A 26,819-nucleotide genomic window follows, 5' to 3' on the forward strand; every position below is an offset into this window, starting at 1 on the left:
CGCTTGAGCCAACACTGAGTTTGAGCGCAAAAGCATTACAAGACATTCAGGAAGTACTTCATGCTGGCAGTAATTAAAAGCCGTCTTTCCAGCTATAGCCGTCTCACGCGAATTGACCGTCCTATCGGTACACTGCTGTTATTGTGGCCGACGTTAACCGCGCTGTGGATCGCCGGTGAAGGCAATCCAACTCCTTATGTGGTGTTCGTATTTGTCGTGGGTGTGGCGCTTATGCGTGCCGTTGGCTGCATCATTAATGATTTTGCCGACCGCAAGCTTGATGCCCATGTTGAACGCACCAAAGGGCGTCCGCTGGCCACTGGGGAAATCAGCGAGAATGAAGCCTTGTACCTGTTTGTGGTGATGGGGCTGATTTGCTTTGGCTTAGTGCTGACGCTCAATCCCATGACGGTGTACTTTAGCTTTGGCGGCATATTGCTGACCATGCTGTACCCCTTCATGAAGCGCGTGACCAATATGCCGCAAATGGTGCTCGGGGTGGTGTGGAGCTGGTCGATTCCGATGGCTTACGCGGCACAAGTGGGCGAGGTTAACGCCACGACCTGGTGGTTGTTTTTGGCCAACTGGTGTTTAACGGTAGCGTACGACTCCATGTACGCCATGGTCGATAGAGACGACGACCTTAAAGTCGGGATTAAATCCACTGCCATTCTGTTCGGTCGATACGACCGCCACTGGATTGGGATGTTCCAACTAGCTACTGTGGTGGCGCTGGTGCAAGTGGGTCGTCTTGAAGGTTTGTCGAGCTGGTATTGGCTAGGCCTGCTGGCGGTGATTGGTACCTTTGTGTATCAACAGGCTTTGATATTCAAGCGCGATAAGGCCCGCTGCTTCCAGGCCTTCTTAAACAATAACTACTCGGGACTGTTGCTGTTTGGCAGCGTAATCGCCGCCTACGCACTTGGTTAATCTTCTTTAAAGAATGGCTGCTCGTCGCTCAGGTCAAACTCATCCGGAATGTTCGCGTTGGGATCGGTTTGGCCAGGGATCACGTGGGATTCGTTAGCCCATTCACCTAAATCAATCAATCGGCAACGGTCGCTGCAGAATGGACGGTGCGGGCTTTGTTCGCCCCATTGGACTTCGGCTTTACAGGTTGGGCAGTTTACGGTCAGGGTCATTATTTAGTTTCTGGACAACAGGCGATAGAAAAGGCGACATCATTGCTGGCGCGGGTCTGATTGTCAAATCTTAGCATCTGTATCGAGAAACGTTGTTTATTGCCGCTAACCGTGGGGTAGCACAAGCTGTCTCGCGACAATTCTACCCGCACTAACGCCAATGGCATATCTGAACTGTATTGGTAAAAACCGCTCTTGGCTTCTTGGGTAACAAACTCACCGCTTTGGCGGGTCAGCTGCAATATGGCGTCGATGGCGTTGAACAATAGAGCGAACTCGCCTTGCCATTTAGCGATTTGTTGTTTGCGCACTGACCAAGGGCCGGCCAACCAATAGTGCAGTTGAGGCAAGTCAAAGCTGCAGCAACCGCCGGGCATGTTGTAGCGTTGGCGTACCGCGCTTAAAAACTTATCGCTGCGAGTATTGAGGCCTAAGCGGCCGCTGTAGGAGAGCTCGCGGCGAATTTCTGTTAGCGAGCGAATACACTCGTTGAGTTGCTCTTGGTCGACATTTTCGACGTTGCGCCAGCGTTTGATTTGGGCGAGATGGCGGTCGAGTTCTTTGATGAGGTCATTGCGAAAGTCGCAACGGTCGGTGATATCGCAAAGCGCAAACAGGGGAGTGAACAGCTCCATGCCTGTGTCTTTATTGGCGTGGTTGCTCAGTTGCTCGGCCAAATGTTCGAGTCGCAAATAACTGCGGACTTTTTCGTTAAGCGGCTGCTCGAACATAATATTGGCCATGGCTTATTCCTGCGTTAGTTGGTACTGCTTCGCCAGCTTTAAATAGCTCTCGTGTAGCTGATCTACTTGTTGTTGTAACTCGGGCAAGCTTTGTTCGTTATTGACGACATCGTCGGCAAAAGTGAGTCGTTCATCGCGACTAGCCTGCGCTTTTAATATGTTTTCAACGTGCTCGTGAGATACCTCATCACGAGCCATGGTGCGCTCAATTTGAGTCTCGGGACTAACGTCCACCACCAAAATTCGGTTTACCATCTGGTTGAGGCTATTTTCGATAAGCAGAGGCACTACCATAATGGCGTACTCTGATTCAGCCTCTCTGGCCTGCCTTAGCATGTGCTTGCGGATCATCGGATGCAGCAAGCCGTTTAGCCAAGTGCGCTCGGCATCGTTATCAAACACTTTTTGCCTGAGCTTGGCTCTGTCGAGCGTACCGTCGTTGGCCAATACCTCGGCGCCAAAGTGTTCAATGATGGCCTCTAAACCGGGACTACCTGGTGCAACCATATCCCGAGCGATGAGATCCGCGTCTACGAGCACGATGCCTTTTTTAGCGAAGCAATTCGCTACTGTGGTCTTGCCGCTGCCAATACCGCCGGTCAGCCCGATAATATAGTCTGCCATTGCACTGTCTTTTTTGTTGTTTACAGCATGCTCAGGTACCAGTGCCAAATAGACTCGCCCCAGAGCATCGCCACCCAAGCCGCGCCCGCAATATAAGGGCCGAACGGAATAGGATTGCCTTGCTGTAGTTTTTTGAATGCCATCAATGAGATACCCACGATAGCACCAATCAAGGACGAGAGTAAAATTATCATGGGCAGCATTTGCCAACCCAGCCAGGCACCGGCCGCTGCTAGCAGTTTGAAGTCGCCGTATCCCATTCCTTCTTTGCCAGTGACTAGTTTAAACAACCAGAAAACGCTCCAGAGGGACAGGTAGCCGGCGGCAGCGCCGATGACGGCATCTTGCAAAGGGACAAAGGTACCCGAGACGTTAACTATTAGACCAAGCCACAGCAGAGGTAAGGTCATATTGTCTGGCAGCAACATCTCATCTAAGTCGATGCCGGTTAGGGCAATTAGAGTAAAGGTGAAAAGCGCGGCAAATAGGAAGGTCCAGGTGGGACCAAAGGCGTGAGCGACGGCCACAATCATCAAGCCAGTGATGGTCTCGACGATTGGGTAGCGCTTGGAAATCGGCGTTTGGCAGTTAGCGCATTTACCTTTTAGCAGTAGCCAAGAGATAACCGGGATGTTTTGCCAGGCTTTGATGGCGTGTCCGCATTTTGGGCAAGTGCTATTTGGGGTCACCAGGTTGTAGCGCTTGGGGTAGCCGTCATCATAGGCAGGCGCATCGGGCACTAGTTCGGCGCAGTCTTCCCGCCACTGACGCTTTAGTAATACTGGGGTGCGGTGAATTACCACGTTCAAAAACGAACCCACGACTAGTCCAAATACTAAAGCGGTGGAAAGCCATAGCGCATTGTTTTGCGCCATTAATTCAATTAGCTGCTGCATCTTTTATTATTTTTCTTTGTTAATTCTTGGCTTAGCCAATGACGTCGCCCATCTGGAAGATTGGTAAGTACATACCAACAATCAAACCACCGACAATAGTACCAATAACCACCATCATGATAGGTTCGATCAGCGAGGATAGACCGTCGACCGCATCGTCTACCTGCATCTCGTAGATGCTGGCTACCTTGTTAAGCATGTCATCAAGCGAACCGGCTTCTTCGCCGATTTGCACCATTTGAATCAGCATCTCTGGAAATAGGTTAACCGTGTGCATGGCGGCGTTGAGCTGCATACCGGCCATGACTTCGTTGCGCACATTCATAATGGCGTCGCGATACACGGCGTTGCCCGAGGCACCAGCGGCGGATTCCATGCCGTCGATTAGAGGGACACCGGCGGCGAAGGTGGTGGCTAAGGTTCTAGAGAATCGGGCGATGGCTGCTTTGTGGAGTATGTCGCCGAATACTGGCGCTTTCAGGAGAATCGCATCGGTTCTGTCTCGAACATTTTGTGAGCGTTCGTGGGCTTTTTTGAATGCGAATCCCGCTCCTGCAGCGCTTGCGAGCATAATGAACCAGTATGCTTGCATGAAATCGGATGCGGTGATTAAGAGTTGCGTAAATGCTGGAAGCTCCGCACCAAACCCTTCGAAAATGGATTGGAACTGAGGTACAACCTTAACTAGTAGGATCGCAGTTACAACAACTGCCACCAAGGTAACTGCGGCTGGGTAAAATAGCGCTTTTTTGATCTTGGACTTCAGTGCCTCTGCTTTTTCTCGGTACAAAGCGATACGGTCAAAAACGATATCTAGTGAACCTGACGCTTCACCTGCTTTCACCAAATCAACGTATAGTCCATCAAAGTATTTTCTGTGGGGTTTCAAACACTCGTAAAAGGGAATACCAGACTGGAGATCTGCCAAAATCGTATTCAACAGGTTGCGCATAGGTTCTTTTTCATGGCTTTTGGCGAGTAACTCAATGGCAGTAACTAAGGGGACCCCGGCGGACAGCATAGTTGCAACTTGGCGAGTCAACATGGCGATGTCCATAGGGACAATTTTTTGCCCGCCTAAGCTAAATAGCGGCTTAGACTTTTTCTGAACTGACTTGGGAGAAATCCCTTGGCCTTTGAGGATAGTGCGCACTTCGGTAGCACTGGTACCTTTGATTTCACCACTGGCTTTTTGGCCGTTGCGATTTAACCCTTTCCAAACGAAAGTTTGAACCGGTAAGGCTTTAGATTTGGTCTTTGCAGATGCCGTGGCCATAGCGGCTCCTTGCTCTTAGTTATTCTTAGTTTTTGCAAACTAGGCAATGCGTAATCCAGCATTGCTATGCGCACGTTTATGCACCAGTGTAACCAAGTTAGACAGGACCGACTAGTGTAAAGATTTTGACAAGTGTCAGGGCTGAGATCTTTGTCTTAGGCGCTGGTCACACGGTTGACTTCGGCAATACTGGTAACCCCCTGCACCACTTTGCGTAGCCCAGACTGCCGCAGTGTATTGACGCCGTCTTGTTGCATTTGTCGTCCGATATCCAGAGCGTTTCCGCCTTCCATAATAATGTTGGCGATAGCTTCGGTCATAGGCATCACTTCATAGATACCCACTCGACCTTTATAGCCGCCGGCACAGTTGTCACAACCCACAGGCTTATACACGGTGAACCCTTTGGCGATATCTTCCGCGCTAAAGCCTAGCTCTCTGAGTTGCTCGTCTGGAATTTGCTCTTCCTGCTTACACTCTTTACACAGCCTTCGGCCCAATCGCTGAGCGATAATCAGGTTAACCGAACCTGCGATGTTATAGGCGGGTACTCCCATGTTCATCAAACGAGTCAGGGTTTCAGCAGCCGAGTTGGTGTGAAGGGTACTCAACACTAAGTGACCGGTTTGGGCGGCTTTGATAGCAATTTCTGCTGTTTCTAAGTCTCGAATCTCACCGACCATCACGATATCTGGATCTTGGCGAAGAAAAGACCGCAAAGCCGAAGCAAAAGTTAATCCGGCCTTATTGTTGATATGAACCTGATTGATACCTGAAAGGTTGATTTCCACCGGATCTTCCGCGGTGGAAATGTTGCGCTCTTCGGTATTGAGAATGTTAAGGCCAGTATATAGCGAAACCGTCTTACCCGAGCCGGTAGGGCCGGTTACCAAAATCATCCCTTGAGGTTTTGCTAAATTTTCTTCGTAAAGTGCCTTTTGCTCGGGCTCGTAACCCAGAATATCGATCCCTAGCATGGCGCTGGAGGAATCGAGAATACGCATTACGATTTTCTCACCGAATAGGGTTGGCAGCGTGGATACACGAAAATCGATGCTTTTGGTTTTGGAAAGCTTGAGTTTAATGCGCCCATCTTGAGGCAAACGACGTTCGGCAATATCCAGTTTGGACATCACTTTCAAGCGAGCTGAGATCCTTGAGGATAAGTTTACCGGTGGGGTTGATACAGTGTGGAGAATACCGTCAATTCGGAAACGGATGCGATACTCTTTCTCGTAAGGCTCGAAGTGTAAATCGGAGGCACCTTTGCGAATTGCATCAGTGAGAATTTTATTGATATAGATGACGATTGGGGCATCATCTTTGCCGTCCGCGTTATCGTCTTCTTTTTTCTCTTCGGCGACGTCAATATCTGCGAGCGTTGATTCGTCAATTCCGGAAAGATCGAGCTCTTCTAAATCGGCTTCCAATACTCTCTCTATAGCCGATTTGAGTTGATAGTGAGACGCTAAAATAGGCTCTACAGTTAATCCTGATGAAAATTGGAACTCTTCCAAAGCGCCTATATTATTTGGATCGGTCGTTGCAATGTATACCCGGCCTTGTTTGACTGATAAAGGTAAACATCTGTGCTTTTCTATTAGTTTTTTATTGAGTATTTGCTCAGGGATCGATTCGACATTAAAGCTTTTAAGATCTAACCAAGGAGTTCCAAATTCCTCGTGGAGCAGCAAAGCCGCTTGTTCTCCTTCAACTAGCTTACTCTCAACCAACGTACTTACAATGTTGGAACGCTCCCTTCCTGCGTTCTGCAGTGAATTTTTGAGCTCTCGTTCTGAAAACAAGCCTTTGTTTAAAAAGATAGACGCGATTCCGTAGTCAGCCTTCGTAATTGACATAGTTTGAAACATTCAATAGGGACGTAATTTTGATAGTATCCGTGTTTATAAAAACAAAAAAGCCGAAGTTTTGAAAACTTCGGCTTTTTTATTCGTGAACGCGTAACTTAGGTGCCTGCTGCGGCCGTACAACCTTTCGGAGCGTGGTTTGCATTACCTGCTGTAGGATAGGTGTAGGTACAAGCCCAAGTTGCTGGATCAGATGCGGTAGCGCCTGCGGTACGACTAAGTGCGATAACTGCGCCGCTTATTGCTGGCGAGCCATTAGCTCCCATCGTAACTTGGATTCCGCTGGCAGTGTATTCCAAGCTACCATTCACAATTAGACCTGCACTGGCGCCAATCCAAGCTAGTTCTCCATCCACACCCGGAAGTGAACCTTTTTCCAGTACATAAGCCTCCATTGGTGATTTAAGGCTTGCCAAAGTAGAATACGCCGTTCCAGCCTCTGCTTTTGCGATGTAATTCTGATACTGAGGAATAGCAACTGCTGCCAGAATACCGATGATGGCAACAACGATTAGTAGTTCAATTAAGGTAAAACCTTTGCTTTGTTTCATTTTGTTCTCTCCATGAAAGCTGCACGTCAAATTGATAAAAGGTCTGATTGCGCCAGCTCAATACTGGTCTGTCTGCCAAGTTAGTACAAAGTTGTTTAAATGAAAACAGCAGATTTCACTATTTTGAACAAGAAATGATTTAGATCAGCTAAAGGTATTAGTTAAGTGCCTGATTTAACTGAATTTTAACAGTCTAAAAAATTTTCATTTTTGTGAGCAAAAACCCTTATAAATTAGCCACTTACGATCGTCAATATATTGTCGCTGTCAGATCTTTTGACGCAATATTGGCTTTATTGACGTTATTTAAAGGTTAATAGTTGCTCGCTTAGTGCAAAGGTTTACAGGCAGATAAAAAAGAAAATGTGAGGCATAGCAAAATATGTAATCCACTGCCAAAAGTGTTAGTTGGCAGTGAATTGCACTGGATTGATTAATTATTCTGGTTTCATTCGCAGCGATAGGTCCAAAGCGCGAACATGTTTGGTTAGTGCACCGACGGAAATATAGTCAATTCCTGTCTTAGCAAAGCCTGCGATGGTATCTAGTGTCACGTTACCAGACACTTCCAGCTTGGTTTTACCAGACGTCAGTTGCTGATTAAGCGATACCGCTTCGAGCATCATGTTGATGTCAAAGTTATCCAGCATCACATAGTCGCTGCCAGCGGCGAGTGCTTGTTGCAGCTCTTCTAGTGACTCCACTTCCACTTCGACCAGCTTGGCTGGATTCAACGCGCGGGCTTTGGCGATGGCTGGTTGAATGCCACCACAAGCCATAATGTGGTTCTCTTTGATCAAATAAGCATCAAACAAGCCAATTCTGTGGTTCTTACCGCCGCCGCAAACCACCGCGTATTTTTGCGCAGTGCGGAGTCCCGGGATAGTTTTACGAGTATCCAGTAGTTGAGTGTTGCTTTGACTGAGGGCATCGACGTAGCGTTTTACCAAGCTTGCAGTGCCAGACAGGGTCTGGATGAAGTTCATCGCGGAGCGCTCGCCAGTCAAAATGGTCGCTGCCGGGCCGGATAATTCGCAAAGGACTTGATTCGGTACCACCAAGTCGCCATCGTCCACATGCCATTTCAGTACCACGGTTCCACCTAGTTGGGCGAACACTTGCTCAGCCCAAGCTTTGCCGCAAAATACGCCATCTTCGCGAGTGATTAAGGTGGCTTCGCCGTGTTTGTTGGGGTCAATTAGCGCGGCGGTGATATCGCCAGTAGCGGCATCTTGGTGGCCTAGATCTTCGTCAAGCGCGGCTTTGACGCTGGTGCGAATGTCGTTTTGTAGCATTTGAGCTGTCCTTACTGCATTGCTCGGCACTGTCTGTAAAACTCATCGGGTGCCAGCTCTTTGTTATTGCTCATTAGTTTAACCCATTCGCCCAGTCAGTAGAAAACATCAGCTGACAATAGTTAGCTAAAAACATCGGCCGAAATAATTGTCGAATTTTTGAAGTGATTTTTCGTTTTGGAGGATAGGCTAACCGCTATTTTGCGGTAGACTGAAAGCGCCTAAATCTCAGGAGCTTCAATTGTATGAGTCGTGATGCCCAAAAAGGAAAGGGCGTACTGCCTTGGCAGACGGTGGCGCAGCGTCCGTCCCCGCATTTTGATTTACGACCAGATATTACCGATATCAGCCTTTTAGTGCTGCACAACATTAGCTTACCAGCAGGCCAGTTCGGTCAGCCCTACATAGACAAGCTGTTTATGGGCTGTATTCAAGAAGACTGTCCTGCAGAGTTAGAAGAGCTTATCGGCCTTCGAGTATCGGCTCATCTTTTTATCAATCGAGAAGGGCTCATCACTCAATACGTAGATATGCATTCAAGAGCCTGGCACGCAGGCGTTTCGAGTTTCCAAGGGCGTGAGCGCTGCAATGACTTTTCGATTGGGATTGAGCTTGAGGGCACCGATGATTCGGGTTACAGCGATGAGCAATATCAAGCTTTGCACAAAGTATCGCTGTATATACTTGAAACCTATCCTAAAATCACTTTAGATCGGATCGTCGGGCACGAGCACATCGCGCCAGGGCGCAAGACAGACCCAGGTCCGGGATTCGACTGGACAGGGTATCGGCAAAGGTTAGTCGCTGCAGGAATAAAATAAGCCAATCGTAGGAGCAAGAGGTTATGGCGCTTTTCAGTTTGTTACTGGCTTTGTTGTTGGACCGCATTAAGGTGGTGAAACCCCAGTGGAGCGATCGCCCCATACACGCTTGGGTCGCAAAACAGTGGCTTGCTGATCACCCAAGTTCTCAGTTTCGCCTGGCCGCGGCGGTGCTGGCTCCATCCGTTGTAGTGTATTTACTACTGAGCCTAGTCGGAAGCGCCTTATGGGGTGTTATCGGCTTGCTAATTTGGTGTGCAGCCGCAGTCGCGCTGCTAAACCATCTGCCAATTCGCAACCATTTCTCCGGGTACTTAAAAGCGGCGCGTCGCGGCGACTCACAGGCTTGCTACCATTACGCCCAGCAGCTAGACCCGCACACGGACATCAATAGCATCGACTCAGCAGAACTAGGCCGCTATATCGGTCAAACCGTGGCTTGGCTGAACTACCGCTACTTTGCAGCCGTGGTTATCTATTTCGCGCTATTTGGCCCAGTGGGTGGCCTACTGTATTCGTCGTTGCGCTACCACGCCGACCGCTTACAGCTCTCCCACCAGTGCCCAAGCTGGTTGAGTGACTTTTTGGCCATCGCCGATTGGGCGCCAAGTCGTTTATTGGCGCTTGGCTATATGCTCTCCGGCCATTTCACCTCAGCTATGCCGGTATGGCAGCGTTACGCTGTGGACTGGCAAACACCAGCTCGAACCGTGATTGGTGAGGTGGCTTTGGCGGCCGAGCATTTGCCGAATACGCCAAATGACTCTGAAGAAAAACCACCGATTTGTGTCGAGTCGACATTGGCGCTTTTGAAGTTAGCGCGGCGTAACTTTATCCTACTTTTGGTATTCATCAGTTTACTCACCATTTTTGGGGTGATTGCCTAAGCGCAACACTCCAATAACACTGGCTTTTTGGGCGATTTGCGATATAGTTAGCGCACTCGCTCAAATAGCCCCCAAACAATCACACTTCCGACCAGATTTTTGATTTGGATCACGCTATGGACAGGCGAAATGTGATCTGATAAAGTGCGCCATGTTAAACAATTGGTAAGACCAATTGACCCCAAAAAAGACAAAAGAAGATATAACAAGTTTAACAATAGTGTCTGATGGCAGGTGCAATCGTGAGTTATCGCAAAATCGCCCAACCCAAATTATCCGACGTAATAGTCAAGCAACTAGAGCAAATGATCCTTGAGGGGTCTCTGCAGCCTGGTGAAAAGCTGCCGCCGGAGCGAGAGTTAGCGGTCCAGTTTGACGTCTCACGCCCATCTTTGCGCGAAGCCATTCAGAAACTTGAGGCCAAGGGCCTGCTGACTCGCCGCCAAGGCGGTGGCACCTACGTACAGCAGCAACTCTGGCAGAGCTTCGCCGATCCCGTTTTAGAATTGATGGCTAAAGATCCAGAAAGTCAGTTTGACTTACTGGAGTTTCGTCATGCCACTGAAGGTATGATGGCCTATTTCGCCGCACTGCGCGGAACTGATACGGATTTCGAGCGCATTCAAAAAGCGCTAAACGCGATTGACGAAGCCAAAGACTTGGACGCCGAAGCTGACGCTATCGTGCATTTTTATCGCACCATTGCCGAAGCGTCGCACAACGCAGCCATGCTACATTTGGTTCTGAGTTTAGCCCCGGTACTACAATCCAACGTGGTGCAAAACTTAGTCCTGCTAAAGCGTCGTCCTTCGACCGCAGCGCAAGCGGGCGACCATCGTCGCGCATTGCTAACTGCTATTGTCAGTCGCGACCCAGAGCGCGCCCGCCAAGCCTCAAACGAACACCTTGCTTACATTGAAGAAGTGCTGCTGACCCTTCGCCAAGAAGACACGCGTCAGCAGCGTAGCCTACGTCGATTGCGTGGAGATCGCTAAATGACTCAACTACCCCATGACATTGATCCACTCGAAACTAACGAGTGGCTTGACGCCCTGCAAGCGGTATTAGAAAACGAAGGGCCAGAAAGAGCCCACTACCTGCTTGAAAAGCTGATTGACCAAGCCCGTCGCAACGGTACGCACCTGCCGTTTAAAGCGACGACTGCTTATCTGAACACCATTCCTGTTGGTCAAGAGCCGACCATGCCTGGCGACCAAGATATGGAGCGTCGCATTCGCGCCATCATTCGTTGGAATGCGCTAGCCATGGTATTGCGCGCGTCTAAGAAAGATTTGGAGTTGGGTGGTCACATCTCAAGCTTCGCCTCTTCTGCCACCATTTACGATGTGTGCTTTAACTACTTCTTCCGCGCGCCGAACGAAAAAGACGGCGGTGACTTGGTTTACTTCCAAGGTCACATTGCCCCGGGTATCTACAGCCGCTCATACCTCGAAGGTCGTTTGACCGAAGAGCAAATGGACAACTTCCGCCAGGAAGTGGATGGCAAAGGCCTGTCTTCCTACCCACACCCTAAATTGATGCCTGACTACTGGCAATTCCCAACGGTTTCTATGGGTCTAGGTCCAATTCAAGCCATCTATCAGGCGCGCTTCCTTAAGTACCTGACCGACCGCGGCATCAAAGACTGCTCTGAGCAAACCGTGTACTGCTTCTTGGGCGACGGTGAAGTGGACGAGCCAGAATCACTGGGTGCGATTGGTCTGGCGGCTCGCGAAGAGCTAGACAACCTAGTATTCATCGTTAACTGTAACCTGCAGCGTCTGGATGGCCCGGTTCGCGGTAATGGCAAGATTATTCAAGAGCTAGAAGGTGAGTTCCGCGGCGCGGGCTGGGAAGTGACCAAGGTCATTTGGGGTCGCTACTGGGATCCGCTAATCGCTCAAGATACCTCAGGTAAGCTTTTGCAGTTGATGGAAGAAACCGTTGATGGCGAGTACCAGAACTGCAAAGCCAAAGGTGGCGAGTACACTCGTAAACACTTCTTCAACAAGTACCCTGAAACCGCCGAAATGGTGGCCAACATGTCAGACGATGACATTTGGCGTCTAAACCGTGGTGGTCACGATCCTGTGAAGATGTACGCGGCACTGCAACACGCCAAGAACACCAAGAACCGCCCAACCGTGATTCTGGCTAAAACCGTAAAAGGTTACGGCATGGGTGAAGCCGGTGAAGGTAAGAACATCGCGCACCAAGTTAAGAAAATGGGTGCCGAAGCGGTTCGCCACTATCGCGATCGCTTCAACATTCCAATTAGCGATGAGCAGCTAGAAGACATTCCATACTACCACCCGGGTCCTGACTCGGACGAAGTGAAGTACATGAAGGCCCGTCGTGAAGCGCTGCATGGCATGATGCCGCGTCGTTTGCCTCAGTTTAGCGGCGAGTTGGATGTTCCGCGTCTGAAAGCCTTTGACGCTGTGCTAAAAGGCTCAAACGGTCGTGAAATTTCAACCACCATGGCGTTTGTGCGCGTGCTGACCGCTCTCTTAAAAGACAAAGCCATTGGCAAGCGCATTGTGCCAATTATTCCAGACGAAGCTCGTACCTTCGGTATGGAAGGCCTATTCCGCCAAGTAGGTATTTACGCTCACGAAGGCCAAAAATACACCCCGCAAGACGCTGACCAAGTGGCTTACTACCGCGAAGACAAGAAAGGTCAGGTACTGCAAGAAGGCATTAACGAACTGGGTGCCATGAGCTCTTGGGTAGCGGCAGCGACTAGCTACTCCAACAACGACGAGCCGATGATTCCGTTCTACATCTACTACTCTATGTTTGGTTTCCAACGTATTGGTGACTTGGCATGGGCGGCCGGTGATATGCGTGCTCGCGGTTTCTTAGTCGGCGGTACTTCAGGCCGTACTACGCTAAACGGCGAAGGTTTGCAGCACCAAGATGGTCACAGCCACATTCAAGCCGGCACCATTCCAAATTGCATTAGTTACGACCCGACTTACGGCTACGAAGTAGCGGTTATCGTTCAAGACGGTCTAGAGCGCATGTACGGCGAGAGCCAAGAAGACGTGTTCTACTACCTGACCACTTTGAACGAGAACTACGAGCAGCCAGCCATGCCAGAGGGCGTGGAAGAGGGCATCATCAAGGGTATCTACAAGCTAGATTCTGTTGCGGGCTCAGGCAAAGGCAAGGTCCAGCTACTAGGTTCTGGTTCCATCTTGCTGCAGGTTCGCAAAGCCGCAGAAGCACTGGCCAAAGACTTTGGCATTAGCTCTGATGTGTTCAGCGTGACCAGCTTTAACGAACTGGCCCGCGAAGGTCAGGAATACGAGCGTCAGTGCTTGCTAAACAGTGGTTCTGATGTGGCGAAACCTTACATCACCAAAGTATTGGGCGACGATGCGCCGGTGATTGCTGCGACCGACTATATGAAGAGTTACGCCGACCAGGTTCGCGCATGGGTACCAGCGGATTACCGCGTACTGGGCACCGACGGTTTCGGTCGCTCCGACAGCCGTGCTAACCTGCGTCACCACTTCGAAGTGGACGCTCGCTTTATCGTAATCAGCGCATTGAAGTCTCTGGTAGACAAGGGTGAGCTGGAAGCTGAGGTACTGACTAAGGCTATCAGCAACTACGGTATCGACACCAACAAAATCAACCCACTACTGGCTTAAGGGGAGAGGACATGAGCGATATAAAGCAAATCCTAGTACCTGATATCGGTGGTGATCAGGTTGAAGTGATTGAACTGTGTGTAGCAGTGGGCGACACCGTTGAAGCCGAAGCCTCAATCATCACAGTTGAATCTGATAAAGCGACCATGGACATTCCGGCGCCTGAAGCCGGGGTGATCAAAGAGCTAAAAGTTGCTGTGGGCGACAAGGTGGAAGAAGGCACTCTGATCGCTATGATCCAAGCTGTTGCGGGTGCTGAATCACCGGAAGAAGCGCCAGCACCAGCGGTTGGAGAGGCCGCACCAGCGCCAGAGGCAGAGTCAACGCCTGTAGAGAGTGCGCCAGTAGAGTCTGCAACTGCTACAACGGAATCCAGTGTCGTGGATATCGTGGTTCCAGACATTGGCGAAGATGGCGAAGTAGACATCATCGAAGTGCTAGTTGCCGCTGGCGACAATGTTGAGGCGGATCAGGGCTTGATTACTCTGGAAACGGATAAAGCCACTATGGAAGTGCCGGCCTCTCAAGGTGGAAAAGTGGTAAATCTGACTGTCTCTGTTGGCGATAAGGTTGGTAGTGGTGCAGTAATAGGCACTATGTCGGTACAAGGCGCAGCGCCTGCTGCACCTGCTGCGGTAGCGACTGATGCACCAGCTCCGGCACCAGCAGAAGCTCCAAGGGCTGCCCCAGCACCAAGCGCACCACCAGTACCACACCACCCAAGTGCCGGCGCCACCAAGAAAACCGGTATGCCGCACGCCAGCCCAGCGGTTCGCCGCCTAGCCCGCGAGTTTGGTGTGGATCTGAATAAGGTCACCGGCACTGGTCGCAAGAATCGCATTCTAAAAGAAGACGTGCAGTCTTGGGTTAAGTACGAGTTGTCTCGTCCTAAGTCGAGCGCGGTTGAAGGCGGTTCAGGTCTGAACGTTATCGAAGCGCCAAAAGTGGACTTCGCTAAGTTCGGTGAAGTGGAAGAAGTCGCGCTGACCCGCATTCAGAAAATTTCTGGTCCTAGCTTGCACCGCAACTGGGTGACCATTCCGCACGTGACTCAGTTCGACGAAGCGGATATCACAGAGCTAGAAGCTTTCCGCAAAGAACAGAACCAGATGCTGAACAAGCAAAAGGCCGACTTCAAGATCACCCCACTGGTGTTCATGATGAAGGCAGTAGCTAAAGCACTGGCTCAATACCCAGTATTCAACTCGAGCTTAAGCCCAGATGGCGAGAGCTTGATCATGAAAAAATACTTCCATATCGGTATCGCGGTAGATACGCCAAACGGCCTTGTGGTACCTGTGGTTCGCGATGTGGACAAGAAGGGCATTTACGATCTGTCTAAAGAGCTGTTGGAGATTTCCGCCAAAGCTCGTGAAGGCAAGCTAAAAGCCCAAGACATGCAGGGTAGCTGCTTCACCATCTCAAGCCTAGGTGGTATTGGTGGGACGGCGTTTACTCCAATTGTTAACTATCCGGATGTGGCCATTTTGGGCGTGTCCAAGTCGGAAATGAAGCCTAAGTGGGACGGCGCGGCCTTCCAGCCAAGGCTGATGCTGCCGCTATCTCTGTCCTACGATCACCGCGTGATCGACGGTGCAGTCGCCGCTCGCTTTAGTGTGGCTCTGGCTAGCATTTTGACCGATATTCGCAAGCTGATTTTGTAAGGCAGTTAGCCTCGAGTTAACTCGGGGCTTTAGTTTCGATGGTTGCCTCAGTACAATCGCGCAAGCAAAAGGCGAAAATCTGAATAATCGTCGCAACGGAATGAAAATAATTAGAGGAACAAATGAGTCAGTCTATTAAAACTCAAGTAGTCGTGTTGGGCGCTGGCCCAGCCGGATATTCTGCGGCATTCCGTGCGGCAGATTTAGGTCTGGATACTGTTATCGTTGAGCGTTACTCCACCTTGGGTGGCGTGTGCTTGAACGTGGGTTGTATCCCGTCAAAAGCCCTGCTTCACGTTGCTAAAGTGATGGACGAAGCCAAAGCGGTTTCAGCCCACGGCATTAGCTTTGGCGAGCCGCAAGTCGACCTAGATAAATTGCGCGAGCACAAAGAGTCGGTAATTGGTCAGTTGACCAATGGCCTGGCTGGCATGGCTAAGATGCGCAAAGTGAAAGTAGTTAACGGCTACGGCAAATTCACCGGTGCCAACAGCATCGACGTGGAAAGCCCAGAAGGCGTAACTACTATCGAATTCGATAACGCCATCATCGCAGCCGGCTCTCGCCCAATCGAATTACCATTTATCCCGCACGAAGATCCACGCATTTGGGACTCAACGGATGCGCTGGAATTAAAAGAAATTCCTGAGCGCATGCTAGTGATGGGCGGCGGTATTATCGGTCTTGAAATGGGTACCGTATACCACGCGTTAGGCTCTCAAATCGACGTAGTTGAGATGCTAGACCAAGTGATCCCTGCGGCTGACAAAGACGTGGTTCGCGGTTTCACCAAGCGCATTAAGAACAAGTTTAACCTGATGCTATCTACCAAGGTCACCACGGTTGAAGCCAAAGAAGATGGCATCTATGTGACCATGGAAGGCAAAAAGGCCCCAGCTGAGCCACAGCGCTACGACGCGGTTTTGGTATCTATTGGCCGTACGCCTAATGGTAAAAACATCGACGCTGAAAAAGCCGGTGTTAACATCGACGAGCGCGGCTTTATCGGTGTTGATAAGCAAATGCGCACTAACGTTAGCCACATCTTCGCGATTGGCGACATCGTTGGTCAGCCTATGTTGGCTCACAAAGGCGTGCACGAAGGCCACGTAGCCGCTGAAGTTATCTCTGGTAAGAAGCACTACTTCGACCCGAAAGTGATTCCATCAATTGCATACACTGACCCAGAAGTCGCTTGGGTTGGTCTAACCGAGAAAGAAGCCAAAGAGCAAGGCATCAACTACGAAACTGCTGTGTTCCCATGGGCGGCCAGCGGTCGTGCAATTGCTCAGGATGCCTCTGACGGCATGACCAAGCTAATCTTTGACAAAGACTCTCACCGCGTTATCGGTGGTGCGGTAGTTGGTTCTAACGGTGGTGAGCTGTTGGGTGAAATTGGCCTAGCCATCGAAATGGGCTGTGATGCTGAAGATCTAGCTCTAACAGTGCACGCCCACCCAACCTTGCACGAGTCGGTAGGACTGGCAGCAGAAGTGTTCGAAGGCTCGATCACCGACTTGCCAAACGCCAAAGCGGTTAAGAAGAAAAAGTAAGCAAATTAGCTAAATTAGGAGCCGCCTAAGGGCGGCTTTTTTATGCCCATTTTTTGTCCAAGAAGACAAAATTCCCTCACAAAAGTGTGGAATTGGTGTGGGATTGTAAATGAAATGTAGTATAAAGTTGGGTAAGGGAGTTCACCGCAAATAATAACTCAAATACAGAGGTGATTTTTTGTCTCGCTTTTTCGCGCTGGTATTAGCAGGATTGCTTTTATTTGTTGCACAACCAAGTGTTAGTGCGTCCGAATTTGTTCAGCGATTAATCGTTGACGAGCACGGGCTAAAAAAAGCGCAAGTGCATCATATCTCCCAAGATAGCAGCGGCTATATTTGGGCTGCCACCGAGGATGGGGTCTATCGAATAAGTTCCAGCTTCGTCGAGCGCATGGATATTCAATTCGGCGAGCGCTTAGTCAATCAAATGCTGTTTACCAGCGTTACCGAAATCAAGCCCCGCCAATACTTCATTACCACCAACAAAGCCCTTTACCACTTCGATTTAGACAGCAATACCTTCGTTGACTTTGACCAGCTGAATCCCGAGTTCCAGTTTAACGAGGTATTGAGCCCGATAAAAACCGACAAGGGCGCGTATCGTTTTGGCACGCTTGAGCAGGGCATTGTCGAAATTGATGTCGACACTTGGCAAATCAACACTGTGCTGGCGCCAAGAGAAGAAGGCAAAACGCATTGGACTTTACACCAAGCGACTAATGATAAAGTCTGGGTGGCTAACCGTTCAGAGCTCGCCTTGTATGACTTGGCGGGCAAGCAGTTATTTCATCACTTATGGCCTCAAAAGTATGAGCTGATCAACGAGCTGCTGGTGGACAGTAAAGGTCGCCAGTGGCTGACCAGTGGCCAAGGATTATTCCAACTGGATGCCGAATCGCAATCGATCAACAAAATTACCCAGGTAGACGCGCACGTTCGCGCCATCAAAGAAGACTCGTCAGGACGATTGTGGTTAAGTGCTCGTGTTGGTGTCATTAGTTGGCATCCTGATCTGAAGAATTCGAAACACTATGGCGACGTAATTCGAGCGGATGCCGGACTTGGTATCGTTCGTTCAATTTTGATCGACCATGATGGACTGCTGTGGCTTGCAGGCGATGCTGAAGGCATTGCTGTCATGATCCAACCCAAAGATTTCGTATTAGATACTTTCACCAAAGGTGGGCGCTACCAGCTAGAAAATCAGGTGATATGGTCCATTTTGGAGTCCGAGGGCGATCTTTGGTTTGGCACTGAAAACGGCTTAATCCAACTAGAGAGTTTCTTGGCTGAGGGCGAGGTTAAACGCTACCACGTGCTACCGCCTGGGTTTGGCTTGTCCGATAGGATTTACGACATTAAACGAGTTGCGCCAAAACAGCTGGCATTGGCGACCACTCGAGGTTTGATGATCTTCGATACCGAGCAAAGAGTGTTTGTCGACCCTTGGACCTTGTTCAAAGGGGATGTGGAAGGGCTTGAGAAAGCCACCATTTTTTACGTGGCTCAAGACCGCAAGCAGTCCAATATTTGGTGGGTAAGCGCGTCTTCTGGCTTGTTTAAGATAGACATGGCCTCGGGCACATCGATGCGAGAGTCGCTCACCCGTGCCAGCGGCGAAAGTCGTTACCCCTATTCGACCTTTCAGGACTCGCTCGACCGACTTTGGGTTGGTGGCAGAGACTTGTTTGGCTACATAGACGCTGACAACCAATTTAACTCCATGCGCCATTTGCTGCCGAAGGACAAGCTGTCCACCGCTATTGGGCACATGGCGCAACACCAGGGCCGTATGCTATTTGGCGGCGATGAGATTGGTTTGGTGTCAATCGATCTCGAGCTTAGCGAACCCCAACTCTCTCGCTTAACTCAAGAAAACGATTGCCGCACCGTTTTCTTTATTCAGCCCACTCAAGCTGGCTTGTTGGTCGGTTGCAGTGATCGCCTCTTAAAATTCGACCCGGATATGCAAAGCTATGAGGCGCTAACCGATCACGACGGCCTGATGGTTAAAGAGCTCAATGAAGGCGCCTATCTGTACCGTCCCGATCTGGGTTTGATGTTCGGCAGCCCAGAGGGAGCGATTCTGGTCGACCCCGACAAGCTCGAGCCGGCATTCGATGACAGTCAGACCATGTTGGACTCGGTGTTAAGTTACTCAAATACCGGACAGAGCATTTTGTATTCTCCGAGCGGTCCGTTGAGTTTTGGGCCAGACACTCTGATGTTGAAATTCAACTTCTCGGTGGCTAATCCGATTTTCGGCATTCGCTTTCCATACCAGTATCAGATTCGAAATCTTAGGACTGGCGTGACGAGTAAACCCTTTGTGATGGAGGGTGTGCCAAGTGTCAACGTTGCTGGACTCGATGAGGGTGAGTATCGGCTGGAATTCTTGCCGTTGCACGGTCACGCATCCGAAAAGATCCCGTTTACCATAGACTTCACTATCGACCAGCATTGGTGGCGCAGTGCCTGGTTTATCGCATTGGTTATCCTGACTGTGTTCGTGGGCGTGGTGGCGCTGATTGTGGTGCGTCAGCAACAGCTCGATACCGTGCGTCAAATGAACCGCGCCATCATCCAAAACAAAGACCGCTTACTGCTGGCGCTGAAAGGTTCAGGTGCGCAAATGTGGGAGTGGGACGGTGTTTCTAAGCGCATCTATCTGCGCAACGGCATGGTGGGCAAGCAACAAGACGATGGCGGAAGTCTGTTCAGCGCCGAAGACTTGTTGATTCACCCAGACGATATTCAATCGGCGCGACATCATTGGTACGGCCACCTCAAAGGCTTTATCTCCAGTATCGATATGGACATTCGAGTTCAAGCTAACCACATCAGTGCATGGCGTTGGATTCGAGTGCGCGGCAAGGTGGTAGAGCGTAACTTGGTCACCAACCAGGTCATCAAAATGGCCGGTATCTACACGGACATTACCAAACAGCGTGAGCTGCAAAGTGATTACTCGCTATTCGCCCAAGCCTTTGCCAATACCTCTGAGGGCATGCTCATTCTCAATGAGCAAGGCGAAGTTCAGGTGGTCAATAACGCGGTAAGCATGGTGCTTGGCTACAGCCGCGACGATATGGTCAATCGCAATCTGGCTCAACTGATTGACGAGCGGGCTTCTACCGGTGTGCCTATGCACAAGATTCTCAAAGACCAAGTTAATTGGACCGGCGAGCGCTATCTGCAAAGAGCCAAAGGCCAATCGGCGCCAGTACTTATCAATATGACGTATATGAAGGACACCCATACTCAGCAGAATCACTGGGTGGTGGTGTTCTCCGATATTACCGAGCGCAAACGCCACGAGAGCGAGCTGTGGCGCTTGGCCAACTACGACGCCTTGACGCATCTGCCAAACCGAACGCTATTCTCTCAGCGTTTGTCGAAAGCCATTCGCGAAGCCAGTGCCAGCGGCGAGAAAATGGCTATGTTGTTCCTCGACTTGGACCGCTTTAAGCAAGTCAACGACACCTATGGGCACAACGTGGGTGATGCGCTGTTAGTGGAGGCGGCACGTCGTCTGCACCAGTGCACCAGTGACGACACTCTGATTTGTCGTTTCGGTGGCGACGAGTTTGTTATTCTGCTGCGCAAAGTTGAGTCTATGCGACAACTGAATCAATTGTGCAGCCAAATAGTCTCCGCCTTTAACGAGCCGTTTGAGATTGGCGGCCGCGAGTTTTACAACTCCACCAGTATTGGTATCAGCCAATACCCACAAGATGCCGAGGATGCTGACAGTTTTGTGAAGAACGCCGACTTGGCCATGTATCAAGCCAAGGAATTGGGCCGGGCTAACTTCCAGTACTACTCTGCAGAACGCAACGAGTTAGCTTTGCAGCAGCTCAAGCTGGAAAACGACTTGCGCAAGGCCATCGAATTCAACGAGTTTGAGCTAGTGTACCAGCCTCAGTTTGAGGTTAGCCACGGCCAGCGCCTAGTTGGCGTTGAGGCCTTGTTGCGTTGGAATCAAAGAGAGCAGGGATACATTGGCCCGAACGTGTTCATACCAATTGCCGAGCAGTGTGGCCTCATCGTTAAAATCGACCGCTGGGTGTTGATGACCGCCTGTAATCAAGCGGCGCGCTGGCAAGCCAAGGGCTACAGCTCGGTGCGTATGTCGGTCAATGTGTCTGGTATTCACTTTATGCAGCCCGACTATGTGGAGTGGGTTCGCCACACTCTGGAGGTCTCTGGTCTAGCTGCTGATCAGCTCAATCTTGAGATCACCGAAGGCGTTTTGATGGAAGACTTGGTGGTGGCGCAACGCCAGATTGCCAAGCTAAAGGCCATGGGAGTTCGGGTTTCGATTGATGACTTTGGCACTGGTTATTCGTCGCTGGCCTACTTGCGCGAGCTGCAAGTGACCGCGCTTAAAATCGATAAGAGCTTTATTCAGCGCATCGCTGAGCGCGCCGAAGACCAAGCGATTGCCTCGAGTATTATCGATTTGGCTCGCAACTTGAACCTTGAGGTCATCGCCGAGGGGATTGAGACCAAGGCTCAGCTCGATGAAGTCACAAAGCGTGGTTGTTATCAGATTCAAGGCTATTATTTCTCTAAGCCTGTGGCGGTTGTTGAGGTTGAAAAGCGTCTCAAGCAATACGCTCAAGCCCATTCGCTTGACCATAAAACTACCGAAGACGCCTAATATCGCCACGACTCACAGGGCAAAATCTGCTGGATAGTCGTGGCGTGGTTAGCTAGGCTTGTCTAATACTCTGATTTATCTGGGATTTGGTGTGAAATTTGGTTCCGTGACATGGTATCTCATAACCTTTGCGCTGTTGTTGATGTCACTTTCTTCGATAGCTCTAGCCGAAAACTCGCAACCCGCCGCGCAGGAAGCACCCCGTGAGCGTCTAAAAGTTGGCTTAGCCCTCAGTGGCGGTGGCGCCAAAGGTGCGGCTCACGTGGGCGTGCTTAAAGTACTCGAAGAACACCGAATTCCCGTGGATTACATTGCGGGCACCTCGATTGGTTCCTATGTCGGTGGTCTTTATGCCATCGGATACTCAGCGGCAGAAATCGAAGCGCTGATGCTGTCTACGGACTGGAATCAGGGTTTTTCTGATGCTGTGCCTCGCGAATCCCTACCCTATCGCGACAAAATTCAAAGAGATATCTACAACGTACCGTTAGATCTGGGCATCAGAGACGGGGAGTTTCGCGCGCCCAGTGGTTATTTGCGCGGTCAAACCATGGCGCAATTGGTGCGCTATTCGGTTGGTGAACTTCCCGTATTTGACAGTTTCGATGATTTGGCAATTCCCTATCGCGCGATAGCCACCGACTTAGAAACTCGCGAAGAAGTCATATTGGACAAAGGCGATTTGGTGACGGCCATGTTGGCCTCTATGACAGTGCCTGGCGTGCTTAATCCCGTGGAACGGGAAGGACGCTTGCTCGTGGACGGTGGTTTGGTCAACAACATGCCAGTGCAGTTGGTTAAGGACATGGGCGCTGACATTGTGATTGCGGTGGATATCGGTGCGCCCTTACTCAACCATGATGAGCTCAATAGCGCGGTTAAGGTGCTTGAGCAGTTAGCCAACTTCTTGACTCAGGGCGGCCTGCAAAAGCAAATCGCACTAATGGAGGAGGACGACGTTCTGATAGTGCCCGCGTTACATGGCTTTGGCACAACAGATTTTAGCCGAATGCGCGAATCGATACCTCTTGGACGCACGGCAGCCGAGGAGCAAATAGAACGGCTAGAATACTTAGCCCTGCCGGTTGAAGAGTATCAGCAAAGACGGGCGCAGAAACAGTTGTACGCGGAGAATTGGCTGGAAGAATCTGCTAAGCCAGTAGTTCGCATTCGCATTCATAATTCCACCCAAGCCTCTACGACCTTGATTCGAGAAACCCTTGATCTAGAGCGCGGTCAGCGGATTTCTGCGGACGACTTAAACGATGCGATAAATCGAGTCTATGCGTTAAATCGATTTGAACGGGTGGACGCTGAGTTTATCGATACCGAAGTAGGGCGCGAGTTGCACCTAGCGGTCAAACCCAAGCCCTGGGGACCAAACTATCTAGACTTTGGCCTTAGTTGGGAAGATAACTTCGATTTCAAAAACTCACTGCAGCTCGATGCCTCGTTTACTATGACGGACATTAATCATCAGGGAGCCTATTGGCGAACTCAAGCCAGACTGGGGGAAAATCGAATACTCAATACTGAGTTTTATCAGCCCTTTGATCTGACCGACCGCTTTTATGCGCGTGCGCAATATCGCTTTCAAGACCGGCGCTGGCCTCTGGTAAGCACGGACGTATTGTCATTAGATTTTGACAAAAGATACAACAACTTTGAGTTAGGTATTGGGACCAATTACAGCCGCTTAGGGATTCTTGAGATCGGCGCTTTGTACGAACAGGGTCAAATCATCAGCCGCTCACTGGTCACTCAACGTTGGAACTACGAGATGAAAGGTGGCTACCTGGCTTTTGGCTATGACAGCCTGAATAGCGTCAGTTTTCCCACACAAGGCAATCAGGTGCGACTTGCAGTCACTGTCGTCGATGAAGTCTTTACCGGCGCCGGCTTTGACGGCAGTCATGTGACAGCGATGATCAGTGAATTTGATTGGAAAGGGGCTATTAAGCTTGGCAATAGCTCGGTGGTGGGTAAGGTGTCAGCAGCCTATACCGACAAAAACTCGGATTTCACCAGTTATGGTTCGGACTTGGGCGGCTTTTTGAACCTTTCGGGCTTCCTACGTGAATCCATCGTCGGACCTAAGAAGGTGTTTGGCGCTCTAATTTACCAATACGATTTGGGCCGCAGTGTGCTCAACATGACCCAGTATCCATTGTATCTAGGGGCGTCGCTGGAAGCGGGTAATGTTTGGCAAGTTCAAGACACAGTGAATTTGGAAGAGCTCATTTACTCGGGCTCGCTGTTTGTTGGCACCGATACCCAACTTGGTCCCGCAGCGCTCGGCTTCGGTGCAGCCCAAACCGGAGACAGGGCTGTGTACCTGTTTATCGGGCGAGTTTTCTAGCAATCGGTTGCGATCCGGTATACAAAGTTTCAAGTTTGTGTGATTTGGTTCAAGATTTTTCTCTTTTGCGATATAATGCGCACCACATTTAAGCCGCCAAAAAATAACAAAACTCGGGGCTTATTGTTGAAGGACGCGCAGTGATCACTGCCGATTACAAAAAAGAGGAAAGTTGTCGTGCTAGAAGCCTATCGTACCCACGTTGCCGAACGTGCTGAGCTTGGGATTGTGCCAAAGCCATTGGACGCTCAACAAGTCGCCGAACTGATTGAGTTGGTAAAAAATCCTCCTGCTGGTGAGCAAGAATTCATCCTAGACCTGCTAGAAAACCGTATTCCCCCTGGTGTTGACGAAGCCGCTTATGTAAAAGCCGGTTTCTTAGCGGCGGTTGCCAAAGGCGAAGCCGAATCACCCATAGTTTCAAAAGCCCACGCGGTTGAACTACTAGGCACCATGCAAGGTGGTTACAACATCGAACCATTGATTGCCCTGTTAGACGATGCCGAATTGGCACCTCTGGCAGCAAAAGCCCTGTCTCACACTCTGTTGATGTTCGAATCTTTCCACGACGTGGTTGAGAAGATGAACGCAGGTAACGACTTTGCTAAGCAGGTTGTGAACTCTTGGGCGGAAGCTGAGTGGTTTACCTCTAAGCCTAAGCTTGATGACAAAATTAGCCTGACCGTGTTTAAGGTGCTGGGTGAAACCAACACCGATGACTTGTCGCCAGCGCCGGACGCTTGGTCGCGCCCTGACATTCCATTGCACGCTTTGGCCATGTTGAAAAACGCCCGCGAAGGTATAGTGCCTGATGTTGCTGGTGAAGTTGGCCCAATTAAGCTAATCGAAGAGCTCAAGCAAAAAGGTTTCCCATTGGCCTACGTAGGTGACGTGGTAGGTACAGGTTCATCGCGTAAGTCAGCCACCAACTCAGTATTGTGGTTCATGGGCGATGACATTCCAAACGTGCCAAACAAGCGCGGCGGTGGCTTCTGCCTAGGCGGCAAAATTGCGCCAATCTTCTTTAACACCATGGAAGATGCCGGTGCACTGCCAATCGAGTTGCCAGTCGAGCACATGGCCATGGGCGATGTGATTGATATCTATCCGTATCAAGGCAAGGTGACTCGTCACGACAGCGATGAAGTTATCTCTGAATTTAAACTGAAAACCGATGTGCTGCTTGATGAAGTGCGCGCTGGTGGTCGTATTCCGCTAATCATTGGTCGAGGTCTAACCGACCGTGCTCGCGAAGTATTGGGTCTGCCAGCAAGCGATGTATTCCGTCGCCCACAAGCGGTTGAAGCCTCGAGCAAAGGCTTCACTTTAGCGCAGAAAATGGTTGGCAAGGCGTGCGGCGTAGAAGGCATTCGCCCAGGTCAGTATTGCGAACCTAAGATGACCACCGTTGGCTCACAAGACACCACAGGTCCTATGACTCGTGATGAGCTTAAAGACTTGGCCTGCTTGGGCTTTAGCGCTGACTTGACCATGCAGTCATTCTGTCACACCGCCGCTTATCCAAAGCCTGTGGATGTGAACACTCACCACACTCTGCCCGATTTCATCATGAACCGCGGCGGCGTATCACTGCGCCCAGGCGACGGTGTCATCCACTCTTGGCTGAACCGTATGTTGCTGCCTGATACCGTAGGTACAGGTGGTGATAGTCACACTCGCTTCCCGCTAGGTATCTCCTTCCCAGCCGGTTCTGGTTTGGTGGCTTTTGCAGCGGCCACCGGTGTTATGCCGTTGGATATGCCAGAGTCAGTGCTGGTTCGTTTCAAAGGCGAAATGCAGCCAGGTATTACCCTACGTGACTTGGTACACGCCATTCCATACGCAGCAATTCAGCGCGGTCTACTGACCGTTGAGAAGCAGGGTAAGAAGAACATCTTCTCTGGCCGCGTACTAGAAATTGAAGGTCTTGAGCACCTGAAAGTTGAGCAAGCCTTTGAATTATCAGATGCGTCCGCTGAGCGCAGTGCCGCCGGTTGTACCATCAAGCTGGATAAAGCGCCAATCATCGAGTACTTGAACTCCAACATCGTGATGCTTAAGTGGATGATTGCCGAAGGTTATGGCGACCGTCGTACCATTGAGCGTCGTATCAAGGGTATGGAAGAGTGGATTGCCAACCCCGAGCTGATGGAAGCGGACAAAGACGCTGAGTACGCTGAAATCATCGAAATTGATTTGAACGAGATCAAAGAGCCAATCTTGTGTGCGCCAAACGACCCAGATGACGCTCGCTTGCTATCCGAGGTGGAAGGCCAAGCAATTGATGAAGTGTTCATCGGTTCTTGTATGACCAACATTGGTCACTTCCGTGCCGCTGGTAAGCTATTGGATCAGCAAAAGGGTGCTATTCCAACTCGCTTGTGGATTGCGCCACCGACTAAGATGGACCGAGACCAGCTGACCGACGAAGGCTACTACGGCATCTTTGGCCGTGTGGGTGCTCGCATTGAGATCCCAGGTTGCTCGCTGTGTATGGGTAACCAGGCACGGGTAGCTGAGAACTCAACGGTAGTGTCTACCTCGACGCGTAACTTCCCGAACCGTCTGGGTACTGGTGCTAACGTTTACCTAGCTTCGGCGGAGTTGGCGGCAGTGTCGGCAATTATCGGTCGCTTGCCAAGCACTCAAGAGTATCAAGAGTACGCGGCTAACATCGACGCGACCGCGGCAGATACCTACCGTTACCTGAACTTTGATCAGTTACCGTCTTACACCAAGAAAGCGGACACTGTGATATTCCAGCAAGCGGTCTAATCGCTTACTGAAAAACAAAGCCCGCGTAGAAATACGCGGGCTT

18 protein-coding genes are annotated in these 26,819 nt (G+C 50.4%); 10 read left to right on the forward strand and 8 right to left on the reverse strand.

Features of this window, described 5'->3' with window-relative positions; genetic code table 11:
* The first annotated feature begins 60 nt into the window (after positions 1 to 60).
* Positions 61 to 930: a 4-hydroxybenzoate octaprenyltransferase gene (ubiA, locus tag CLC93_RS04155; protein ID WP_095504690.1), complete on the forward strand. Its 870-nt coding sequence runs from the start codon at positions 61 to 63 to the stop codon at positions 928 to 930.
* On the opposite strand, the gene yacG is transcribed toward ubiA, so the two are convergent.
* The 8 genes from yacG to nadC form a co-directional block, all read right to left on the reverse strand.
* A complete protein-coding gene (yacG, locus tag CLC93_RS04160; RefSeq protein WP_095504691.1) occupies positions 927 to 1,142 on the reverse strand; it encodes a DNA gyrase inhibitor YacG in 216 nt (71 codons plus the stop codon). The genes ubiA and yacG overlap by 4 nt on opposite strands.
* Positions 1,142 to 1,885 carry a cell division protein ZapD gene (locus tag CLC93_RS04165; protein WP_095504692.1) on the reverse strand — a complete coding sequence of 248 codons (744 nt, stop codon included), beginning with the start codon at positions 1,883 to 1,885 and terminating at the stop codon, positions 1,142 to 1,144. The genes yacG and CLC93_RS04165 overlap by 1 nt, the downstream gene beginning before the upstream one ends.
* 3 nt (positions 1,886 to 1,888) lie before the next feature.
* The gene (gene coaE, locus CLC93_RS04170; RefSeq protein ID WP_095504693.1) at positions 1,889 to 2,509 is read right to left on the reverse strand and encodes a dephospho-CoA kinase; all 621 of its coding nucleotides are present in this window, start codon (positions 2,507 to 2,509) and stop codon (positions 1,889 to 1,891) included.
* A gap of 20 nt (positions 2,510 to 2,529) precedes the next feature.
* Positions 2,530 to 3,405: a prepilin peptidase gene (locus CLC93_RS04175; protein ID WP_095504694.1), complete on the reverse strand. Its 876-nt coding sequence runs from the start codon at positions 3,403 to 3,405 to the stop codon at positions 2,530 to 2,532.
* A gap of 31 nt (positions 3,406 to 3,436) precedes the next feature.
* Entirely contained in the window at positions 3,437 to 4,681 is a 1,245-nt protein-coding gene (locus CLC93_RS04180; protein ID WP_095504695.1) for a type II secretion system F family protein, read from the reverse strand.
* 155 nt (positions 4,682 to 4,836) lie between these two features.
* A complete protein-coding gene (pilB, locus tag CLC93_RS04185; RefSeq protein WP_095505013.1) occupies positions 4,837 to 6,540 on the reverse strand; it encodes a type IV-A pilus assembly ATPase PilB in 1,704 nt (567 codons plus the stop codon).
* Between the two features lie 107 nt (positions 6,541 to 6,647).
* A complete protein-coding gene (locus CLC93_RS04190; protein ID WP_095504696.1) occupies positions 6,648 to 7,100 on the reverse strand; it encodes a pilin in 453 nt (150 codons plus the stop codon).
* 437 nt (positions 7,101 to 7,537) lie between these two features.
* On the reverse strand, positions 7,538 to 8,395 hold the full coding sequence (gene nadC, locus CLC93_RS04195) for a carboxylating nicotinate-nucleotide diphosphorylase (protein WP_095504697.1): 858 nt from the start codon (positions 8,393 to 8,395) through the stop codon (positions 7,538 to 7,540).
* A 245-nt stretch (positions 8,396 to 8,640) separates the two neighbouring features.
* Here nadC and ampD point away from each other — a divergent pair, with 245 nt between their 5' ends.
* The 9 genes from ampD to acnB all read left to right on the forward strand — a co-directional run bounded on the left by ampD (position 8,641) and on the right by acnB (position 26,776).
* Positions 8,641 to 9,216, forward strand: a complete 576-nt coding sequence (gene ampD, locus CLC93_RS04200; RefSeq protein WP_095504698.1) for a 1,6-anhydro-N-acetylmuramyl-L-alanine amidase AmpD — start codon at positions 8,641 to 8,643, stop codon at positions 9,214 to 9,216.
* Between the two features lie 23 nt (positions 9,217 to 9,239).
* On the forward strand, positions 9,240 to 10,103 hold the full coding sequence (gene ampE / locus CLC93_RS04205) for a beta-lactamase regulator AmpE (protein WP_095504699.1): 864 nt from the start codon (positions 9,240 to 9,242) through the stop codon (positions 10,101 to 10,103).
* Between the two features lie 242 nt (positions 10,104 to 10,345).
* Positions 10,346 to 11,098: a pyruvate dehydrogenase complex transcriptional repressor PdhR gene (pdhR, locus tag CLC93_RS04210; RefSeq protein ID WP_095505014.1), complete on the forward strand. Its 753-nt coding sequence runs from the start codon at positions 10,346 to 10,348 to the stop codon at positions 11,096 to 11,098.
* Positions 11,099 to 13,762: a pyruvate dehydrogenase (acetyl-transferring), homodimeric type gene (gene aceE, locus CLC93_RS04215; RefSeq protein ID WP_095504700.1), complete on the forward strand. Its 2,664-nt coding sequence runs from the start codon at positions 11,099 to 11,101 to the stop codon at positions 13,760 to 13,762.
* A gap of 11 nt (positions 13,763 to 13,773) precedes the next feature.
* A complete protein-coding gene (aceF, locus tag CLC93_RS04220) occupies positions 13,774 to 15,426 on the forward strand; it encodes a dihydrolipoyllysine-residue acetyltransferase (RefSeq protein ID WP_095504701.1) in 1,653 nt (550 codons plus the stop codon).
* 122 nt (positions 15,427 to 15,548) lie between these two features.
* Complete coding sequence (gene lpdA / locus CLC93_RS04225; RefSeq protein ID WP_095504702.1) at positions 15,549 to 16,979, forward strand: dihydrolipoyl dehydrogenase; 1,431 nt, start codon at positions 15,549 to 15,551, stop codon at positions 16,977 to 16,979.
* A gap of 178 nt (positions 16,980 to 17,157) precedes the next feature.
* Positions 17,158 to 21,642 (forward strand): EAL domain-containing protein, encoded by a 4,485-nt coding sequence (locus CLC93_RS04230; protein WP_095504703.1) that lies wholly within the window; start codon positions 17,158 to 17,160, stop codon positions 21,640 to 21,642.
* Between the two features lie 91 nt (positions 21,643 to 21,733).
* Positions 21,734 to 24,001: a patatin-like phospholipase family protein gene (locus tag CLC93_RS04235; protein ID WP_245837080.1), complete on the forward strand. Its 2,268-nt coding sequence runs from the start codon at positions 21,734 to 21,736 to the stop codon at positions 23,999 to 24,001.
* A 177-nt stretch (positions 24,002 to 24,178) separates the two neighbouring features.
* Positions 24,179 to 26,776: a bifunctional aconitate hydratase 2/2-methylisocitrate dehydratase gene (gene acnB, locus CLC93_RS04240; protein WP_095504705.1), complete on the forward strand. Its 2,598-nt coding sequence runs from the start codon at positions 24,179 to 24,181 to the stop codon at positions 26,774 to 26,776.
* The last annotated feature ends 43 nt before the right edge of the window (positions 26,777 to 26,819 follow it).

The sequence above is a fragment of the Paraferrimonas sedimenticola genome (assembly GCF_002282855.1).
Classification (GTDB): Bacteria; Pseudomonadota; Gammaproteobacteria; order Enterobacterales; family Shewanellaceae; genus Paraferrimonas; species Paraferrimonas sedimenticola.